General features: G+C 71.5%; 13 protein-coding genes. 10 read left to right on the plus strand and 3 right to left on the minus strand.

The annotated features are described in order from the left end of the window. Positions 1 to 17: 17 nt before the first annotated feature. Together ACFMQL_RS01875 and ctaD are read right to left on the minus strand one after the other, a co-directional pair. Positions 18 to 2,714: an immune inhibitor A domain-containing protein gene (locus tag ACFMQL_RS01875; RefSeq protein WP_364066670.1), complete on the minus strand. Its 2,697-nt coding sequence runs from the start codon at positions 2,712 to 2,714 to the stop codon at positions 18 to 20. Positions 2,715 to 2,937: 223 nt separating this feature from the next. After that, a complete protein-coding gene (ctaD, locus tag ACFMQL_RS01880) occupies positions 2,938 to 4,647 on the minus strand; it encodes a cytochrome c oxidase subunit I (protein WP_364066672.1) in 1,710 nt (569 codons plus the stop codon). A 164-nt stretch (positions 4,648 to 4,811) separates the two neighbouring features. On the opposite strand from ctaD, the gene ACFMQL_RS01885 reads away from it, so the two are divergent. Further along, the gene (locus ACFMQL_RS01885; RefSeq protein WP_364066674.1) at positions 4,812 to 6,092 is read left to right on the plus strand and encodes an aminotransferase class I/II-fold pyridoxal phosphate-dependent enzyme; all 1,281 of its coding nucleotides are present in this window, start codon (positions 4,812 to 4,814) and stop codon (positions 6,090 to 6,092) included. A gap of 32 nt (positions 6,093 to 6,124) precedes the next feature. Here the strand turns inward: ACFMQL_RS01885 and ACFMQL_RS01890 are convergent, their stop codons facing one another. Further along, positions 6,125 to 6,697, minus strand: coding sequence for a hypothetical protein (locus ACFMQL_RS01890; RefSeq protein ID WP_364066676.1), 573 nt, complete (start codon positions 6,695 to 6,697; stop codon positions 6,125 to 6,127). 52 nt (positions 6,698 to 6,749) lie between these two features. Between ACFMQL_RS01890 and ACFMQL_RS01895 the strand changes: the two genes are divergently transcribed. The 9 genes from ACFMQL_RS01895 to ACFMQL_RS01935 all read left to right on the plus strand — a co-directional run bounded on the left by ACFMQL_RS01895 (position 6,750) and on the right by ACFMQL_RS01935 (position 18,943). Further along, positions 6,750 to 8,111, plus strand: a complete 1,362-nt coding sequence (locus ACFMQL_RS01895; RefSeq protein ID WP_364066678.1) for an FAD-linked oxidase C-terminal domain-containing protein — start codon at positions 6,750 to 6,752, stop codon at positions 8,109 to 8,111. A 168-nt stretch (positions 8,112 to 8,279) separates the two neighbouring features. Next, on the plus strand, positions 8,280 to 10,931 hold the full coding sequence (locus ACFMQL_RS01900) for a serine/threonine protein kinase (protein WP_378784308.1): 2,652 nt from the start codon (positions 8,280 to 8,282) through the stop codon (positions 10,929 to 10,931). 156 nt (positions 10,932 to 11,087) lie between these two features. Next, positions 11,088 to 12,623, plus strand: a complete 1,536-nt coding sequence (locus tag ACFMQL_RS01905; RefSeq protein WP_378790124.1) for an acyl-CoA carboxylase subunit beta — start codon at positions 11,088 to 11,090, stop codon at positions 12,621 to 12,623. Next, on the plus strand, positions 12,620 to 14,551 hold the full coding sequence (locus ACFMQL_RS01910; protein ID WP_378784310.1) for a biotin carboxylase N-terminal domain-containing protein: 1,932 nt from the start codon (positions 12,620 to 12,622) through the stop codon (positions 14,549 to 14,551). Before ACFMQL_RS01905 ends, ACFMQL_RS01910 begins: the two co-directional genes overlap by 4 nt. After that, complete coding sequence (locus tag ACFMQL_RS01915; protein ID WP_378784311.1) at positions 14,548 to 15,312, plus strand: enoyl-CoA hydratase-related protein; 765 nt, start codon at positions 14,548 to 14,550, stop codon at positions 15,310 to 15,312. The genes ACFMQL_RS01910 and ACFMQL_RS01915 overlap by 4 nt, the downstream gene beginning before the upstream one ends. A 5-nt stretch (positions 15,313 to 15,317) precedes the next feature. After that, positions 15,318 to 16,559, plus strand: a complete 1,242-nt coding sequence (locus ACFMQL_RS01920) for an acyclic terpene utilization AtuA family protein (protein ID WP_378784313.1) — start codon at positions 15,318 to 15,320, stop codon at positions 16,557 to 16,559. After that, positions 16,556 to 17,326, plus strand: a complete 771-nt coding sequence (locus ACFMQL_RS01925; protein ID WP_364067682.1) for a hypothetical protein — start codon at positions 16,556 to 16,558, stop codon at positions 17,324 to 17,326. Before ACFMQL_RS01920 ends, ACFMQL_RS01925 begins: the two co-directional genes overlap by 4 nt. Before the next feature lie 222 nt (positions 17,327 to 17,548). Then, positions 17,549 to 18,562: a phosphotransferase family protein gene (locus tag ACFMQL_RS01930; RefSeq protein WP_364067681.1), complete on the plus strand. Its 1,014-nt coding sequence runs from the start codon at positions 17,549 to 17,551 to the stop codon at positions 18,560 to 18,562. A gap of 153 nt (positions 18,563 to 18,715) precedes the next feature. Continuing rightward, the gene (locus tag ACFMQL_RS01935) at positions 18,716 to 18,943 is read left to right on the plus strand and encodes a hypothetical protein (protein WP_364067679.1); all 228 of its coding nucleotides are present in this window, start codon (positions 18,716 to 18,718) and stop codon (positions 18,941 to 18,943) included. The last annotated feature ends 53 nt before the right edge of the window (positions 18,944 to 18,996 follow it).

An 18,996-nucleotide genomic window follows, 5' to 3' on the forward strand; every position in this document is an offset into this window, starting at 1 on the left:
CCGGCGGCCCCCATGGATCACTTCTTCGGCGGGACCACGCGGACGATCGCGCCGAGGTTGCCCGGCAGCGGGCTCACCAGGTTGAACTGCACGCCGAGCGCCTTGCCCTCGTCACCGGGGTTGCCGGTGCCGAGCGTCGAGCCGGCGACCACCTGGCCGTACAGCTCGGTGGCCGGGGTGCCGTCCTGGTGCACGACGCGCGTGCTGTAGGGCTGGTCGTTCTTCGACGGCACGACCACCGAGGCGTCGGCGTCCCGGTAGTACAGGCCGCCGTCGATCACCTCGATGCCCGGGTACCAGGTCTTGGCGTCGGTGAAGTTCTTCACCGGCTTCTGCGCCTTGAAGTCCGTGCAGTACGCGCTGCCCGGCTCGTCCGGAGCCTCCACGCACTCCTTGAACGGGTACGTCTTGACGAACCCGAACGCGGCGTTGGAGGTCTGGACGCGGCCCTGCAGGTTCTTGTTGAGCGACGGGTCCAGCTCGGCCGCCTTGCCGGTGCGCCGCAGCGGCTCGTAGTGGGAGTCCACGATCAGCAGGCTGCCCTTGGGGCCGATGCTCGGCGGCTGCTGCAGGCTGCTGACGAGGTTGTTATTCGGGTACGTCGAGTCGCGGTACCAGACGACCAGGCCGGGGGCGTTGTACTTCACCTTCTGCACCTTCCATGCCCCTTCGCGGAGGTAGTCGGTGTCGTAGGTGTAGGCGAGGCCCTTGTCGAAGCCGTCGAAGTTCCGCCACTCGGCGAGGTAGAAGCGGGAGATCTCGCGCTCGCCGTTGTTGCGGACCCAGCCGCCGCCGCTGGTGTTGGTCCAGGTGCCGCCGATGGGCTTCCAGCCGGTGTCGCTCTCGACGTCGTCGCTCCAGACGGTGGTGCCGTCGCTGACGAGCTCGAAGTCGTCGGCGTGCCAGCCGCGCTCCTGGTAGGCGGCGTCGCTGTTGAACGTCAGCCGGAACTTGACCGTCTGACCGGCGTACGGCGTCAGGTCCACGTAGTCGTGCCGCCAGACCCCGCCGGTGCCGCCGGTGACGCCGTGCTTCTTGTTGCCGAACGTGACGAGGTTGCCGTGCGGGTCGGGGTAGTCGTCAGGCGTGGTGACCTCGTTGCCCGCCTCGTCGAACATCTTGAGCTGGGTCCAGGTCTGGCCGCCGTCGGTGGAGACCTCCACGAAGCCGAAGTCCCAGTCGGACTCGATCTCGTAGTTGTTCCACATCCACAGCTTGACGTCGGAGCCGGCGGGGACCTCAAGGTCGCGGTTCAGCGTGAGGTTGGCCCAGTCCTGCTCGGGGCCGCTCCACCAGGCGTTCGATCCGCTGTGCGGCTCGACCATCTTCAGCGGGGCGGAGGTCAGGTTGACCCGGACGCCGTCCTCGGTGAGCTTGGGCGTGCGCGACGACTGGCCGACGGTGACGAGCCTGGCCTTGTCGCCCGGGTCGAACACCTTCGGGTTGGCCCAGCCGAGCACCCACTTGCCCCACAGGCTCATGTGGCTGGGCATCGACTGGTAGATGGGGCCGGCGTGGGAGCCGCTGGACATCAGGTCCCAGAAGTCCACGGCGGAGCTGGCCGCGCCGGTGGTGTCGTACAGGTCGGGCAGGCCGAGGTCGTGGCCGTACTCGTGGGCGAAGACGCCGACGCCGGCGTCCTCGGGCTGCACGATGTAGTTGGCGATCTTCTTGTCGCTGCCCGGGATCTGGTGGCCGCCGGCGACCGCGCTGGAGTGCGCCCAGATCGCGTACGTGCCCTCGGCGCCGCCGTCGGAGCTCTTGTCCTTGCCGGCGTGCACCAGCACCAGGTGGTCGATCACACCGTCGGGCTCGGCGAAGTTCCCGTCGCCGTCGGCGTCGGAGACGTCCTCGACGTCGTAGTCCTCCCACGGGAAGTCGGGCTGCGCGGCGGCCAGGGCGTTGACCGCGTCGATGGGCAGCTGCTGCGCGCCGAGCGGGTTGTCCGGGTGGCCGGACATGTCCTGCGGCGCGCCGCCGCAGGCCGCGGCGCCGTACCAGGCCTCGGAGTGCGGGACCTTGATCCAGCCGACGGCGGAGCCGGTGACGGAGTAGGCGCCCTTGGACATCTCCTCGTACATCTTCTTCAGCGTGTGGCCGGAGATGTCGATGCCGGGCTTGCCGTCGCGGGGGTCCTTCAGGTCCTTGCGCACGCGCTCGGTGATGCCCTTGTCGGTGTAGAGCATCTTGTTGTAGTGCTCGGGGCTGAAGTCCTTGACCCAGAACGTGTTGTTGTCCTTGTACGGCAGCTTCGCCGGGTCGGGGATGTTGTTGTGCAGCGGGCCGTTCAGCAGGGTGCCGGGCGGCTCGACCACGCAGTCGTCGGGGGCGCTGTCCACCGTGCGCAGGCGGTTGAAGCCGGAGAAGTCGTCGTTGGCCTGGTCGTCGAACTCGACGAGGATGGTCAGGAGCTTGGCCGTGCGGGCCTGCTTCGACTTCTTGAAGATCCATTCAGCCGGGTTGCGGCCGGTTCTGATGGCTTCGCGCTCGCGGGCGGCGAGCACGCGGCCGGCGGCCGGGTTGCCGCTGCTGAATTTCCGGTCGAATTTCTCGGCCGGGGTCAGCGAGCGGGCCTTCTGGTTGCCGAGTGACGGCTCCTTGACGTCCTTCTGGACCTGCGGGGGTGCGTAGTTGATGTAGTAGTCCGCGGCCGTGGGCTCGTATGTGGCGACGGAGGTCGCCTGAGCCGGGGGCACGGCAAGGGCGGCGCTCAAGAGGGCGACCGCCGGGACTGTTGCTAACAGGCGCTTTGTGCTGGGCACCAGGAACCCTCTCTGCCCGGGTTCGCCGGGCGCATGGCCATGGGGTATGCAATGCCGGACGCTAGAGCCTGCGTCAACGGATCGTAAAGTGCGTTGTTGAAACGTGATCAAAACACGACAATCACACCATCAGACGCACAGCACCCATCAGGGCACCGTGCACGCATGGCGCGTCTCAGCCGGGCGCGTCGGTGCGCGGCGGCACCTGCGGGGTCTCGTCGCCTGCGACCTCGCCGGAGGCCGACCCGGTCGTCACCTCGTGCGGGTAGTGCAGGTCGAAGGCGGGCCGCTCGGAGCGGATGGGCGGCATGCGGGTGAAGTTGTGACGCGGCGGCGGGCAGCTCGTGGCCCATTCCAGGGAGTTGCCGTAGCCCCACGGGTCGTCGACGGTGACTCTGGGCGCGCGCCTGGCCGTCTTCCAGACGTTGTAGAGGAACGGCAGCGTCGAGGCGCCGAGCAGGAACGCGCCGACGGACGAGATCTGGTTGAGCAGCGTGAAGCCGTCGGCCGCGCTGTAGTCGGCGTAGCGGCGCGGGAAGCCGAGCTGCCCGATCAGGTGCTGGACGAGGAACGTGGTGTGGAAGCCGATGAACAGCGTCCAGAAGTGCAGCTTGCCGAGCCGGTCGTCGAGCATCCTGCCGGTCATCTTCGGCCACCAGAAGTAGAACCCGGAGAACATGGCGAACACCACGGTGCCGAAGACGACGTAGTGGAAGTGGGCGACGACGAAGTACGTGTCGGTGATGTGGAAGTCGAGCGGCGGCGAGGCCAGGATGACACCGGTGAGCCCGCCGAGCAGGAACGTCACCAGGAAGCCCACGGCGAAGAGCATCGGCGACTCGAACGTCAGATGGCCCCGCCACATCGTGCCGATCCAGTTGAAGAACTTCACCCCGGTCGGCACCGCGATGAGGAACGTCATGAACGAGAAGAACGGCAGCAGCACCTGCCCGGTGCCGAACATGTGGTGCGCCCACACCGTCATCGACAGCCCGGCGATCGCGATCGTGGCGCCCACCAGGCCCAGGTAGCCGAAGATCGGCTTACGGCTGAAGACCGGGATGACCTCGGTGATGATGCCGAAGAACGGCAGCGCGATGATGTACACCTCGGGGTGGCCGAAGAACCAGAACAGGTGCTGCCACAGCAGCGGCCCGCCGTTGTCGGCCAGGAAGACCTGCGTGCCGAGCTTGCGGTCCGCTTCGAGCACCAGCAGCGCGGCGGCCAGCACGGGGAACGCCATCAGCACGAGCATGCTGGTCAGCAGCACGTTCCAGGTGAACAGCGGCATGCGGAACATCGTCATGCCGGGCGCGCGCATGCCGATGATCGTGGTGATGAAGTTGACCGCGCCGAGGATCGTGCCCAGGCCGGACAGCGCCAGCCCCATGATCCACAGATCACCGCCGGCCTGCGGCGAGAACGTCGAGGTCGCCAGCGGCGTGTACGCGAACCACCCGAAGTCCGCCGCGCCCCCGGGCGTGACGAACCCGGCCAGCACCATCAGCCCGCCGAACAGGAACAGCCAGTACGCCACCGCGTTCAGCCGGGGGAAGGCCACGTCGGGCGCGCCGATCTGCAGCGGCATGACCACGTTCGCGAACCCCGCGAACAGCGGGGTGGCGAACAGCAGCAGCATGATCGTGCCATGGATGGTGAAGAGCTGGTTGTACTGGTGCTGGTTGACCAGCTGCATGCCGGGCGCGGCCAGCTCCGCCCTGATGATCAGGGCCATGACGCCCCCGACCAGGAAGAACCCGAACGACGTGATCAGGTACAGGTACCCGATGACCTTGTGGTCGGTCGTCGACAGCCACGAGGCGATCACCGTCCCGGTGCGACGGCGCCGTACCTGCTCGATCGAGGTCTCCCGAACGGTCGTCACGGCTGCTCCCTCCGACGCGGAGTTGTGCCTGCCCCGATCTACCCATTGCACGCCAACGACCGCCGCTCGTGAAGGCGTTCTTTGGGTTTGCTCGCCGAAAGCTTTGCGCCCGCGCCCCTGCCCGCCGGAACGTGCGTGACAGGCGGGGCCCGCGCGCTGTCCACATGACGGAAGCCCGCCGGATCAGCGGGCGGCATCTTCTATCCTGCGTAAGCCAACCAGAATCGGAGGAGATGCTCGTGACCGCCCAGCGTGACTACGCCGACCTCGTCCAGCGAGGACTCTCGCTCGACCTCACCAGGGGCAAGCCGTCGCCGCGCCAGCTCGACCTCTCCAACGATCTGCTGAAACTGCCCACCTCCTACCGGGCGGCCGACGGCACCGACGGGCGCAACTACGGCAACCTCCAGGGCCTGGCCGAGCTGCGCGAGCTGTTCTCGCCGCTGCTGCAGGTCCCGGCCGGGCAGCTCGTCGTCGGCGGCAACGCGAGCCTCGCGCTGATGCACGACACGGTCGTGCACGCGCTGCTCAGCAAGGTCCCCGGCGCCGCCCGCCGGTGGATCGAGGAGCCGAAGGTCACGTTCCTGTGCCCGGTGCCCGGCTACGACCGGCACTTCACGATCTGCGAGCGGCTCGGCATCACCATGGTCGCGGTGCCGATGAACGCCGAGGGCCCCGACATGGACGTCGTCGAGCGGCTGGTCGCCACCGACGCCAGCGTCAAGGGCATGTGGTGCGTGCCGAAGTACAGCAACCCGTCCGGCATCACCTACAGCGACGAGACCGTGCGCAGGCTCGCCGCCATGCCGGCCGCCGCGCCCGACTTCCGCATCTTCTGGGACAACGCCTACGCCGTCCACCACCTCACCGACACCCCCGACGAGCTGGCCGACATCCTCACGCTGGCCGCCGAGCACGGCAACCCCGACCGCGTGTTCGTCTACGCCTCCACCTCGAAGGTGACGCTCGCGGGCTCCGGCGTGTCGTTCTTCGGCTCCTCGCCGGCCAACGTCGAGTGGTTCCTGCACAACACCTCGAAGCAGTCCATCGGCCCCGACAAGATCAACCAGCTCCGCCACGTCGAGTTCCTGCGCGACCCGGCCGGGGTCGAGGCCCACATGCGCAAGCACGCCGCGCTGATCGGGCCGAAGTTCGAGCTGGTCGACAAGATCCTCACCGAGCGGCTGAGCGGCCTGGCCACCTGGACCAGCCCCAAGGGCGGCTACTTCATCAGCCTGGAGGTGCCGCACGCGGCAGAGGTGGTGGCCAAGGCCAAGGCGGCCGGCATCGCGCTCACCCCGGCGGGCGCGACGCACCCGTACGGCAAGGACCCCGAGGACCGCACGATCAGGATCGCGCCCACCTACCCCGAGCTGGACGAGCTGGAGCAGGCCATCGAGGGCCTGGCCGTGTGCGTCCGCCTGGTGGCCGAAGAGCGCGGCTGATACGGCCGGCCCGTCTCACCTCCCGGCGCCCGTCAGCGGGCGCCGGGCCTGAAGCCGAAGATGTACTCGCGCGTCTCGCTCGGATGGAACGGGACGCCGACCCCCGGCTCGAAGGCGACGTTGTCGCGGGCGCAGTAGTAGAGGCTCTCCCACACGGCCAGGGCCTTCTCCCTGGCCGGGGCCTCCACGCGGTCGCGTTTGCGCGCGCCGTACGAGCCGAGCACGTTCAGCAGCCCGAACCCCCAGAACAGGCCGGTCAGGCAGAACGGCGCGAGCAGCACCTCGCTCCAGGACGGGTCCTGCCCCATCGCGATGATCAGCGACATGACCAGGTGTATCAGGGCCGCGAGCAGCAGCAGCACGTAGCCCTGGTTCCTGGTCCACGGCGTGTAGTGGCGGCTGGGAAACGACAGCCAGACCGCGAGCTGGGTGCGGCTCATCACGTGTCTGGACGCGCCGAGCGCCGCCGCCGTCGGCAGGTCGGCGACCTCGCGCGCACCCGGTAGGCGCACCCGGCCGATCTTGTACGTCGTCCCGGCGGCGACCGCTCCGGGGACCGCGACGACCTGGTCGTCCTTGGAGCAGACCGGGCACTCGACATTCACCCGGGCAGTCTGGCGTTAAGGAACGCACTGCGCAAACCATAGGCTGCAGGGTGTGAGACCGATTGATGCCTTGGTGAGCGCCCTGCCCGAAGCGCGTGTCGTGACCGACCCCGATGTGATCGACTCTTACGCCCGTGACCGCACGTTCCTCGCCCCCGGCAAGCCGCTCGGCGTCGTGCTGGCCACCTCGCGCGACGACGTGGTGACGACCCTGAAGTGGGCGAGCGAGCACCGGGTGCCGGTGGTGCCGCGCGGCGGCGGCACGGGACTCGCGGGCGCGTCCGTCGCCGGTGACGGCTCGATCATCCTGTCGCTGGCCAAGATGACCGCGATCAAGGAGCTGTCGCCCGCCGACGAGATCGCGGTGGTCGAGCCCGGCGTCATCACCGCCGACCTCGACAAGGCCGCCAGGGAGCACGGCCTCATGTACGCGCCGGACCCGTCGTCGTACGAGATCTCCACCATCGGCGGGAACCTGGCCACCAACGCCGGCGGCCTGCGCTGCGTCAAGTACGGCGTGACCAGGGACTCCGCGCTCGGCCTCGAGGTGGTGCTGGCCGACGGGCGGGTGCTGAACACCGGACGGCGCACGATGAAGGGCGTCACCGGCTACGACCTCACCGGCCTGTTCGTCGGCTCGGAGGGCACACTCGGCGTGATCACCGCCGCCACCGTGCGGCTGCGCCGCGCGCCCGCCGCGCCGCCCGCGACGTTCGCCGCCGAGTTCGGCTCGCTGCGCGACGCGGGCGCCGCGGTCTCGGCGATCATGGCGGCCGGCTGCCAGCCGTCGCTCATGGAGCTGCTCGACCGGGCCACGCTCAAGGCCATCGACGACTGGCGCAACATCGGCCTGGAGGCCACGACGCAGGCCATGCTCATCGGGCAGTCCGACGCGCCCGACGGTCAGGCGGTGGTCGAGCGCATGCAGCGCATCTGCACCGAGAACGGCGCCACGTTCGTGGCCGTGTCCTCCAGCCCGGCCGAGGCCGACGAGCTGGTGGGGCTGCGCCGGCTGGCGTACGGGGCCAAGGAGCGGCTGGGCGCCTGCCTGGTCGAGGACGTGTGCGTGCCGCGTTCCGTACTGCCCGACATGATCACCGCGATCGAGGAGGCGGCGGCGCGCCACGACGTGATGATCGCGACCGTCGCGCACGCGGGCGACGGCAACCTGCACCCGGTCTTCATCTTCGAGCACGGCATGCTCGAACCGCCGCCTGAGGTGTGGGCGGCGGCGGACGAGGTGTTCCGGCGCGCGCTGGAGTTCGGCGGCACGCTCACCGGCGAGCACGGCGTGGGCCTGCTCAAGCGGCGCTGGCTGGAGCTGGAGTCCGGGCCGGTGGCGGCCGAGCTCCAGCGGGGTATCAAGGCCCTCTTCGACCCGCTGGGCATCCTCAACCCCGGCAAGGCGATCTGATCTTCGGTTGACCAAGCCGTGACCTTGGGGTTCGCGGTGTACACGACCTGCGCAGGAACGCTGACTTTGCGCGTCAAAACCCGAAACTTCTGACACGTACGGCAGACGCCTCAAGCGTCGCGCTGGTAGCGTTTTGCCTCATCTATTGGGTTGTTATGGGGGTCCGACGTGAATCAGTTCCAGCCGTTGGCGGCGGACGATCCGCGGCGGCTGGGGGCGTTTGACATCGTCGCCCGGCTCGGCGAGGGCGGCCAGGGGGTTGTGTATCTCGGCAAGAGCGACTCCGGGGAACAGGTCGCCGTCAAGCTGCTGCACAACGCCCTCGTAGCCGACGCCGACGCCAGGACCAGGTTCCTGCGCGAGGTGGCCGTCGCTCAGCGGGTGGCGCGGTTCTGCACCGCGCCGGTCCTGCACGCCGACCTCGACGGCAGCCGGCCGTACATCGTCAGCGAGTACGTGCCGGGGCCGTCGCTGCGTGAGCTGGTCATCAACGAGGGGCCGCGACGGGGGGCGGCGCTCGAACGCCTGGCCATCAGTACCGCGACCGCCCTGGCCGCCATCCACAGGGCCGGGATTCTGCACCGCGACTTCAAGCCCGCGAACGTGCTCATGGGGCCCGAGGGCCCCGTCGTGATCGACTTCGGCATCGCCCGCGCGCTCGACTCGCCGGGCGCCACCGCCACCGGCATGGCGATGGGCACGCCGTCGTACCTGGCGCCCGAGCAGCTCACCGGCGCGCCCGTGTCGGAGGCGGCCGACGTGTTCGCCTGGGGCGTCACCATGGTGTTCGCCGCCACCGGCAAGCCCGCCTTCGGCGCCGACTCCATCCCCGTCGTCATGCACCGGATCCTCAACGAGGAGCCGGAGCTGGGGTCGCTGGACGGCGTGCTGGGCGAGCTGGTGGCCGCCTGCCTGTCCAAGGACCCGGCCCAGCGGCCCACCGCGGACGAGCTGATCGTCCGCCTCACCGGGCAGCCCGCGCCCAGGGCGGCCATCGAGCCGGTCACCGGCGCCACCCCGGCCGCCGACCCCGCCGGGAACGCGCAGCCGGCCCTCCCGGCCGGTGGCGGGCAGCCCGGCCTTGAGGGCGGCGCCCAGGCGGGCGGTGACGGCTCCGGGCAGGATCAGTACCCCGGTCCCTGGACCGGTCCGTACGTCGTGGGCGGCCCTCAGGGCGCGGCTCCGCCCCAGACCGGCGACTACGGCCAGCCGGCCGCCGGTGCCCAGCCCGGCCCCGGCGCGCAGAACCCGGGCATCACCGGGCCCAGCGGCCTGACCGGCCCGGCCGGTCTCACCGGGCCTGGCGCTCCCGTGCCGGGCGGCGCAGGCCAGACCGGCGCCCCCGTGCCGGGCGGCGCAGGCCAGACCGGCGCCCCCGTGCCGGGCGGCGCGGGACAGACCGCCGTCGCCGGTCCGGGTGGTGCAGGGCAGACCGTCGTCGCCGGACCGGGCGGCGTCCCCGGTCAGAGCGGCGTGCCGGGTCAGGGCGGCGTGCCCGGCGCTCCTCACGCGGGCATGCCCCAGACCACCGGTCCCCTGCCGCCCGGCGTCCCCGCCGGCGGACCCGGCGGACCGGCGCAGGGCGGCGTACCCGGGCAGGCCGCAGGCGCTCAGGGCGGCCCGCAGGGCGTTCCCGGGCAGGGCGTTCCTGGGCAGGGCGGGCCGCAGGGCGCGCCCGGTCAGGGGCCTGGCGCGATGCCGTTCGGACCTCAGCAGCCGGGCGGTCTCCAGCCGGGTGTTCCCGGCCCCATGGGTGCGGGACCGCACCCTCAGGGCCCGCATGCCTTCAACCAGGGCTCTCCCGGACAGGGCGGCCCAGGCCAGGGCGTTCCTGCGCAAGGCAGCCCCGGACAGGGCGTTCCTGGGCAGGTCGCTTCCGGACAGGGCGTTCCCGCGCAGGGCGGTCCTGGGCAGGCCGGGCCTGGCGGCATGCCGCACGGCGCCGGCGCTCCCGGCGGCCCGTTCCAGGGCGGCCCGGCCGGTCCCGGCGGCCCCGGAGGTCCTGGAGGCCCCGGTCAGCACGGCGCGCCCGGTCAACGACCCGGCGCGAACAAGGCGGGCAACGGGGGGCAGTCCGGGCAGCGGCGTACGCTCACGCTCGCGCTCTCCGGCGCCGCCGCCGCGGCCCTGCTGGTCGTCGTGGGCGCGGTCGTCGTACAGGCGAACTCCGCCAAGGAGGTCCCTGTCGTGGTCGTCGGGCAGTCCTCCACCAGCCCGGACGGAGGCTCCGGCCAGGGCGAGGCGCCCACCTCGGACGACTCGCCGACGCCGGCGCCGCCGAGCACCCCCGGCCCGGTGCCGACGCTGGACATCGGGCCGGAGAAGACCGAGAAGCCGAAGCCGACGCGGAAGCCGATCGCGCAGGTCCCGACGGTGACGATGACGGTGCCGCCGCCCACGCTGACGCGCAGGCCGACGGTCGCTCCGTCCAAGAGCCCGAAGCCCACCGCGTCCCGCAACAAGAAGCAGGTCGGCCCGAGCAGGGAGCTGAAGCAGAACACGGCCCAGCCCGGGGCGCTGTGCGGCGCCGGGTTCCAGATCATCGACTCGCAGGCGCTGGCCAACCACGCCACGATCTACCTGCTCTACAACGCGGGCTCCGGGATGAACTGCGTGGTCACGATCTCCCGCCTGGTCCACCCGACCAAGGTGAACATGAGCGCCATCCTCCAGGTCAAGGGCGGCGCCAGCGCGAACGACCCCGGCAAGTTCAGCTCCCACGCGGGCCCGGTGAAGCTGCCGGCCAAGAAGAAGTGCGTGATCTGGGGCGGCGCCTGGAACTCCTACGTCTGGAAGTCGGACTGGAGCCACTGCAGCTGACCCCGGCACCCCGCCGGTCGCCGGATCGGCGGGGTGTGACGGAGCGCGGGCCTGCGTTAGCGTGGGCATGATCGTCGGCTCCGTACGAGGAGGGCGCCCGTGATCGTCAGCAGGCTCGACACCGGCTCGGCCGGCTACCGCGCCCGCAGGGAGGCGATGCTCGCCAAGCTGGCCGAGCTGGCCGCCGAGCAGGCCAAGGCGGTGGCCGGAGGCGGTGCGCGCTACGTCGAGCGGCACCGCGCCCGCGGCAAGCTGACCGCGCGGGAGCGGGTGGAGCTGCTGATCGACCCCGACTCGCCGTTCCTGGAGCTGTCGCCGCTCGCGGGGTGGGGCACCGAATTCCCGGTGGGGGCGAGCCTGGTGTCGGGCATCGGCGTCATCGAGGGCGTCGAGTGCGTGATCACGGCGAACGACCCGACCGTGCGCGGCGGGGCGTCGAACCCGTGGACGCTGCGCAAGACCCTGCGCGCCGCCGACATCGCGCTGCGCAACCGCCTGCCGTACGTGAACCTGGTGGAGAGCGGCGGCGCGGACCTGCCGTCGCAGAAGGACATCTTCATCCCCGGCGGCCAGGTCTTCCGCGACCTGACGCGGCTGTCGGCCGCGGGGGTGCCGACGGTGGCGCTGGTGTTCGGCAACTCGACGGCGGGCGGCGCGTACGTGCCGGGCATGAGCGACCACGTCGTGATGGTGCGGGAGCGGGCGAAGGTGTTCCTGGGCGGCCCGCCGCTGGTGAAGATGGCGACCGGCGAGGAGTCCGACGACGAGTCGCTGGGCGGCGCGGAGATGCACGCCAGGGTCAGCGGCCTGGCCGACCACCTGGCGCAGGACGAGTACGACGCCTTACGCATCGGCCGCCGCATCATCGCCTCGCTGGGCTGGCGCAAGCTGGGCCGCGAGCCCGACCCCGGCGTGCGCGAGCCGGCGTATCCGGCGGATGAGCTGCTGGGCATCGTGCCCGAGGATCTGAAGGTGCCGTTCGACCCGCGCGAGGTGATCGCCCGGGTGGTGGACGGCAGCGAGTTCGACGAGTTCAAGCCCCTGTACGGTGCCTCGCTGGTGACGGGCTGGGCGAGCATCCACGGCTACCGGATAGGTGTGCTGGCCAATGCGCGCGGGGTGCTGTTCAGCGAGGAGTCGCAGAAGGCGGCCCAGTTCATCCAGCTCGCGAACCAGACCCGCACCCCGCTGCTGTTCCTGCAGAACACGACCGGCTACATGGTCGGCAAGGACTACGAGCAGGGCGGCATCATCAAGCACGGCGCGATGATGATCAACGCGGTGTCGAACTCGACGGTGCCGCATCTGACCGTGGTCATGGGCGCGTCGTACGGGGCGGGCAACTACGGCATGTGCGGGCGCGCGTACGAGCCCCGCTTCCTGTTCAGCTGGCCGAGCGCGAAGTCCGCGGTGATGGGTCCCGCGCAGCTCGCCGGGGTGCTGTCCATCGTGGGCCGGCAGTCGGCGCTGGCCAAGGGGAAGCCGTACGACGAGGAGGCGGACGCGGCCATGCGGGCCATGGTGGAGCAGCAGATCGAGGCGGAGTCCGCGGCGTTCTTCTTATCGGGCCGCCTGTACGACGACGGGGTGATCGACCCGCGCGACACGCGGACGGTGCTGGGCATGTGCCTGTCGGCGATCAACAGCGCGCCGGTGCCGGAGCCTGCGGGTTACGGGGTGTTCCGGCCGTGATCACCCGCCTGCTGGTCGCGAACCGGGGCGAGATCGCCCGGCGCGTCTTCCGTACCTGCCGGTCGCTCGGCATCTCCACGGTCGCCGTCTTCTCCGACGCCGACGCCGGCGCGCCGCACGTGGCCGAGGCCGATCTGGCGGTACGCCTGCCCGGTGTGCCGGCCGCCGAGACGTACCTGGACATCGAGCGGATCCTCGCGGCCTGCAAGGCGAGCGGGGCCGACGCGGTGCATCCCGGCTACGGGTTCCTGTCGGAGAACGCCGATTTCGCGCGGGCCGTGCTGGACGCGGGCCTGGTGTGGGTCGGGCCGCCGCCCGAGGCGATCGCCGCCATGGGCGTCAAGATCGGGGCGAAGCGGCTGATGGAAGAGGCCGGGGTGCCGGTGCTGCCCTCGCTCGATCTGGCCGCGCCCGGGGAGTTCCCGCTGCTGGTGAAGGCGTCCGCGGGTGGCGGCGGGCGCGGGATGCGGGTGGTGCGCGAACCCGGCGAGCTGGCCGAGGCGGTGGAGTCGGCGCGGCGCGAGTCGGCGGCGGCGTTCGGCGACGGCACGGTCTTCGCCGAGCCCCTGCTCGAACACGCCAGGCACGTCGAGGTGCAGGTGCTGGCCGACCGCCACGGCGGCGTGTGGACGCTGGGTGAGCGCGAGTGCAGCGTGCAGCGGCGGCACCAGAAGGTGATCGAGGAGTGCCCCTCCCCCGGCGTCACGGCCGCGCTGCGCGAGGTGCTGTACGACGCCGCCGCCAGGGCCGTACGCAAGATCGGCTATGTCGGCGCGGGCACGGTCGAGTTCCTGGTCAAGGGCGACCGGGTGGCGTTCCTGGAGATGAACACCCGGCTGCAGGTCGAGCATCCGGTGACCGAGCTGGTGTACGGCGTCGATCTCGTCCGGCTGCAGATCGAGGTGGCCGAGGGCGCGGCCTTGCCGCCGTCGCCGCCCGAGCCGTCGGGGTGGGCGGTGGAGGCCCGCCTGTACGCCGAGGACTCCTCCTTCGTGCCGCAGAGCGGGACGCTGTGGCGGTTCGAGGTGCCGGGCGAGGTGCGGGTGGACGCGGGCGTGGAGTCGGGGTCCGTGGTGCCGCCGCACTACGACGCGATGCTGGCCAAGGTGGTCGCGCACGGGGCGACGCGGGCCGATGCGGTGCGGAAGCTGGCCGGGGCGCTGCGGCGGGCGAGGCTGCACGGCGTACCGACGAACCGCGATTTGTTACTCGAAGTCCTGAAAAATCGGGACTTTGCGGCTGGTGACACGCACACCGGTCTCCTCGACGGGCCCCTCACCGCCGCCTCCGGCGCCTTCGAGCCCGCCGGCGCCTCCGGCGCCTCCGGCGCTCCCGCCGCCCCCGGCTCCTCTGCGCCGGGCGGCGACCTCGTGCCGCTGGCCGCCGCGCTCGCCATGGCCGCCTCCAACCGGCGGCGGGCCCGCGTCCTCGCCGGGCTGCCGTCCGGCTGGCGCAACGTCCGCTCCCAGCCCCGACGCGTCACCTTCGAGGAGACCGGGCCCGTCGTGTACGACCCGATGCCTCCCGGCGTGCACGTGGTCAGCGCCGCGCCCGATGAGGTGGTGCTGGAGCGCGACGGCGTGCGGCGCGCCTACGAGGTGGCCAGGTACGACGAGGACGGCCCGCTCTACGTCGACCACGCCGAGGGTGCGGCGCGGCTCACCCCGCTCCCCCGCCTGCCCGAACCCGCCGAGCACACCGCCCCTGGATCGCTCCTCGCCCCCATGCCCGGTAGCGTGCTGCGCGTCGAGGTGGCGCCCGGCGACCGGGTGACCAGGGGACAGACGGTCCTCGTCCTCGAAGCGATGAAGATGGAGCACCGGATCACCGCACCGGCCGACGGGGTGGTGTCCGGCGTGCACGTGGAGAAGGGCCGGCAGGTCGACGCGGGCGCCGTGCTGGCGATCATCCAGGAGGAGGACACATGACGGGCCTGGTGCACAGGGACCTCGCCGCGGGCGTCGCGACGATCACGCTCGACTCGCCGCGCAACCGCAACGCGCTGTCCGTGGCCCTGCTCGGCGAGCTGTCGGAGCATCTGCGATGGGCGCTGGACGAGCCTGCCGCCCGGGTGATCGTGCTGACCGGCACGGGGCCGGTGTTCTGCTCGGGTGCCGACCTCAAGGAACAGGGCCGCGATGACGGGAACGCGCCGGTCACGGCGTCGTTCCCGGACATTCTTGAGCTGATCTGGGAGAGCCCCAAGCCCGTCGTCTGCCGGCTCAACGGCACCGCCAGGGCGGGCGGCATCGGGCTGGTCGCCGCCTGCGACTTCGCGATCGCGCCGCTGACGGCCTCGTTCGCGTTCAGCGAGGTACGTCTCGGGGTCGCGCCCGCCATGATCGCCGTGCCGGTGCTCAGAAGGCTGTCGGCCCGGGCGGCGGCCGAGTACTTCCTGACCGGCGAGGTGTTCGACGCGGCGCGGGCCGTCGAGATCGGGTTGCTGTCGCGGGCCGTCCCCGAGGAGGAGCTGGACGCGACCGTCGCCTACTACACCGAGATGCTGATCAAGGGCGGGCCCGAGGCGCTCGCCATCACCAAGCGGCTGGTCAGGGAGGTGCCGGGGATGTCGTTCCAGGAAGGGCTGCGGCGCATGGCCGAGCTGTCGGCCGAGCGCTTCACCTCCGAGGAGGGGCAGGAGGGCATCGCCGCGTTCAAGGCCAAGCGCCCGCCCGCCTGGGTGGTGTGAACCCCATGGTGCTGCGCGTCGCCAACTGCAGCGGCTTCTACGGCGACCGGCTGTCGGCCGCCCGCGAGATGGTCGAAGGCGGCCCCATCGACGTGCTGACCGGCGACTGGCTGGCCGAGCTGACCATGTTCATCCTGGCCGGCAACCGGCTCAAGGGCCGTCCCGGTTACGCGCCGACGTTCCTGCGGCAGCTCGAAGACGTGCTCGGACCCTGCCTCGACCGCGGCATCAAGATCGTCTCGAACGCGGGCGGCCTCGATCCCGCCGGCTGTGCCGAGGCCGTGCACGAGCTGGCCGCCCGCCTCGGCCTGCGCCCGTCCATCGCGTACGTCACCGGCGACGACCTCACCGGCCTGCCCCTCGACCTCGTCAACGCCGACACCGGCGAGCGCCTCGACGCCACCCCGCTCACCGCCAACGCCTACCTCGGCGGCCGCCCGATCGCCGCCGCGCTCTCCGCGGGCGCCGACGTCGTGGTGACCGGGCGGGTGACCGACGCGGCGCTCGTGACCGGCCCCGGCATCTGGCGGTACGGCTGGGGACCCGGCGACCTCGACGCGCTCGCCGGGTCGGTGGTGGCCGGGCACGTCATCGAGTGCGGCTGCCAGGCGACCGGCGGCAACTACGCGTTCTTCCAGGACGTTCCCGACCTGGCGCATTGCGGCTTTCCGCTCGCCGAACTGCACGCCGACGGCTCCTGCGTCATCACCAAGCACCCGGGCACCGGCGGGCTCGTCTCCGTCGGCACCGTCACCGCGCAGCTCGTCTACGAACTCGGCGGCCCCCGCTACCTCGGCCCCGACGTGGTCGCCCGCTTCGACACCATCACGCTCACCGGCGACGGGCCCGACCGGGTGCGCATCTCCGGCGTGCGCGGCGAACCGCCGCCCGCGACGCTCAAGGCGTCGGTCAACTCCCTGGGCGGCTACCGCAACACGATGACCCTCGTCCTGACCGGCCTCGACCTGCCCGCCAAGGCCCGCATGGCCGAGGAGGCCCTGTGGGCCCGCATCCCCCGCGAGACCTTCGACGAGGTCACGGTCACCCTCACCGGCTTAGGTCCCCACCCGGACGCCTCCACCGGCCTCAGCCCCCGTCCGGACATCCCGCTCGGCGCTCTGCCGGGCAGCGCGGCCGCCCCTGCGGCGGCAGGCCCCCTCACGGGCCCTGCCCCCACCCGAACCTCCCGCTGGACGCTGAGTCCACCCCCGCGGCCGCAGACCGCACCCCGGCCGGAAGCGGGGTGACGACGGCTGCCGGCCGCGCGGCCGGCAGCGGCGTAGCGGCGGAGGGCGGCGTGGGGGCGGCGGGCGGCGTGGGGGCGGAGAGCGGCGTTGGGGCGGCGGGCGGCGTTGGGGCGGCGGTGAGCGGGACGGCGCTGCTCCGCATCACCGTGAAGTCCGCCGACCGCCGCACGGCGGGCCGCGCCTTCTCCTCCGCCGTCGTCGAGACCGGCCTCGCCAGTTACCCCGGCTTCTACGCCCTCACCCCGCCGGGCGACGCCTCCCCGTACGGCGTGCACTGGCCCGTCCTCGTCCCGGCCGGCCAGGTCCGCCCCCGCGTGTTCGTGGACGGCGAGGAGATCCCCTTCGAGCAGCCGCCCCCGCCCACCGGACCGCCGCCCGTCATCGAGGCCCCCAGCCACCACCCGGCAAAGGGCGAAGCGGTGTTCTCCGAGCAGACGGTGCGGATCCCGCTGGGGCGGATCGCCGGTGCCCGTTCAGGCGACAAGGGCGGGAACGCGAACCTCGGGGTGTGGACCGACAGCCGGGCCCGCTACGACTGGCTGGCCGCGTACCTCACCCCGGAGACCCTGAAGGACCTCCTGCCCGGGCTGCGGCCGTACCGGGTGGACCGGCACGACCTGCCCAACCTCAAGGCCGTCAACTTCGTGATCCACGGCCTGCTGGGCCAAGGTGTCGCGGCGAGCACCCGCCTGGACCCGCAGGCCAAGGCCCTGGGCGAGGAGCTGCGAGCCCGCACCGTCGAGGTCCCGGCCGAACTGTCCCCCTGACCCCGTACACCCACCGCCCTCCGAACCGGCCGCCCGCCGATCGGCCCTGTCGCCGGCAGACCCGCTCCGCCGGCCGAGCCCTCACCACCAGCGGGGCCCGACGTCATCGGCCGCCGCACCCTCGCACATCCCCTCATATGAACCGGCAAAGCGGGGTTGACCGGGCGCGATCCGCTCTCGTAGGGTCGTGCGCCAGAATCTCGTTCGGTCGAGGGGCGGCTCATGACCTCCACCCACATCGACGTAGGCACGATCGACTTCGACGCCCTGGGCGTGTGGATGAACGCCCAGGGCCTGCCCGAGGGCCCCATCACGGACGTGACGCCGGTTCCCGGCGGCACGCAGAACGTCATGGTCCGCTTCAACCGCGGCGGCCGCTCGTACGTCCTGCGCCGCCCGCCCGTGCACGCCCGCAGCAAGAGCAACGAGGTGCTGCGGCGCGAGGCGCGGGTGCTGAGGGCGTTGCGCGGCACGCAGGTCCCGGCGCCGGCGCTGGTGGCCGCGCAGACCCTGTGCGACCCGGTGTATTACCTGATGGAGCCGGTGGACGGGTTCAACCCCTCGACGGGGCTGCCGGAGCCGCACGCCTCCGACCCGGCGATCAGGCACCGCATGGGCCTGGAGGCCGCGGCGGCGCTGGCGGAGCTGGGGCGGGTCGATCCTGCGGTGCTGCCGGGGTTCGGGCGGCCGGACGGCTTCCTGGAGCGGCAGGTGCCACGCTGGCTGAAGGAGCTCGACTCGTACGGAGAGCTGGACGGCTATCCGGGCCCCGACATCCCGGGCTTGCACGAGACCGCCGGCTGGCTGACGAGCCACCTGCCGCACGCGTTCACGCCGGGCATCATGCACGGCGACTACCACTTCGCGAACCTGATGTTCGCCTGGGACGGCCCGCGCGTGGCGGCGATCGTGGACTGGGAGATGTGCACGATCGGCGACCCGCTGCTCGACCTGGGCTGGCTGCTCGCGACCTGGCCGACGAGCGCCGGTCACGTGCCCGGCCTGCCCGCGCCGCAGGAGATCGTCGCCTACTACGCCGAGCTGTCGGATCGGGACATGTCGGCGATCGAGTGGTACGCGGTGATGGCCTGCTTCAAGCTGGGCATCGTGCTGGAGGGCACGCACGCGCGGGCGTGCGCCGGCAAGGCGCCCAAGGACATCGGCGACCTGTTGCACGCGACGACGCTGGGCCTGTTCGAGCGGGCGCGGGAGTTCATGGACGGCGGGCTCACCTGACACCCAGATTGCGCCGCTAAATCACCATAAATCACCATAAATGGCACGCCGCTCCACCAGTCATATATCACGATTTCCGGAAAAATGATCACACGCCATCCCCCGACCCGTACAATTGCGCGCAATTGCATCAGCCATCGGGGAAGGATCGTCATGCGCTTGCGGTTCCTCGGCTCCACCTCGGAGGCCGGCGCCTGCCCCACCCTGTACGAGACCGATCGCGGCACCATCGTCGTGCAAGGTCTGCGCGTCACCGACGCGGAGGCGCTCGCCGACCTCCGTGACGTCCTGGACGGCGAGGCCGCGGTCGAGGTCCCCCGCGAGCTCCTCACCGACATCGCCAGAAGGGTCCTGCCGGAAGCCGCCGAGGACCGGAGATAGGACGGTAACCGCTTTCCCGACCAGCGGCGGAACACCCACGGAAACCGCTTGAT

It is taken from the genome of Nonomuraea fastidiosa (assembly GCF_042751225.1).
In the GTDB taxonomy this organism is placed as follows: domain Bacteria; phylum Actinomycetota; class Actinomycetes; order Streptosporangiales; family Streptosporangiaceae; genus Nonomuraea; species Nonomuraea fastidiosa.

Coding starts and splice junctions, on each gene's coding strand:
- ACFMQL_RS01935 (WP_364067679.1), top strand. CDS start 18,716: ATGCGCTTGCGGTTCCTCGGCTCCACCTCGGAGGCCGGCGCCTGCCCC.
- ACFMQL_RS01905 (WP_378790124.1), top strand. CDS start 11,088: ATGCTCGCCAAGCTGGCCGAGCTGGCCGCCGAGCAGGCCAAGGCGGTG.
- ACFMQL_RS01930 (WP_364067681.1), top strand. CDS start 17,549: ATGACCTCCACCCACATCGACGTAGGCACGATCGACTTCGACGCCCTG.
- ACFMQL_RS01915 (WP_378784311.1), top strand. CDS start 14,548: ATGACGGGCCTGGTGCACAGGGACCTCGCCGCGGGCGTCGCGACGATC.
- ACFMQL_RS01920 (WP_378784313.1), top strand. CDS start 15,318: ATGGTGCTGCGCGTCGCCAACTGCAGCGGCTTCTACGGCGACCGGCTG.
- ACFMQL_RS01885 (WP_364066674.1), top strand. CDS start 4,812: ATGACGGAAGCCCGCCGGATCAGCGGGCGGCATCTTCTATCCTGCGTA.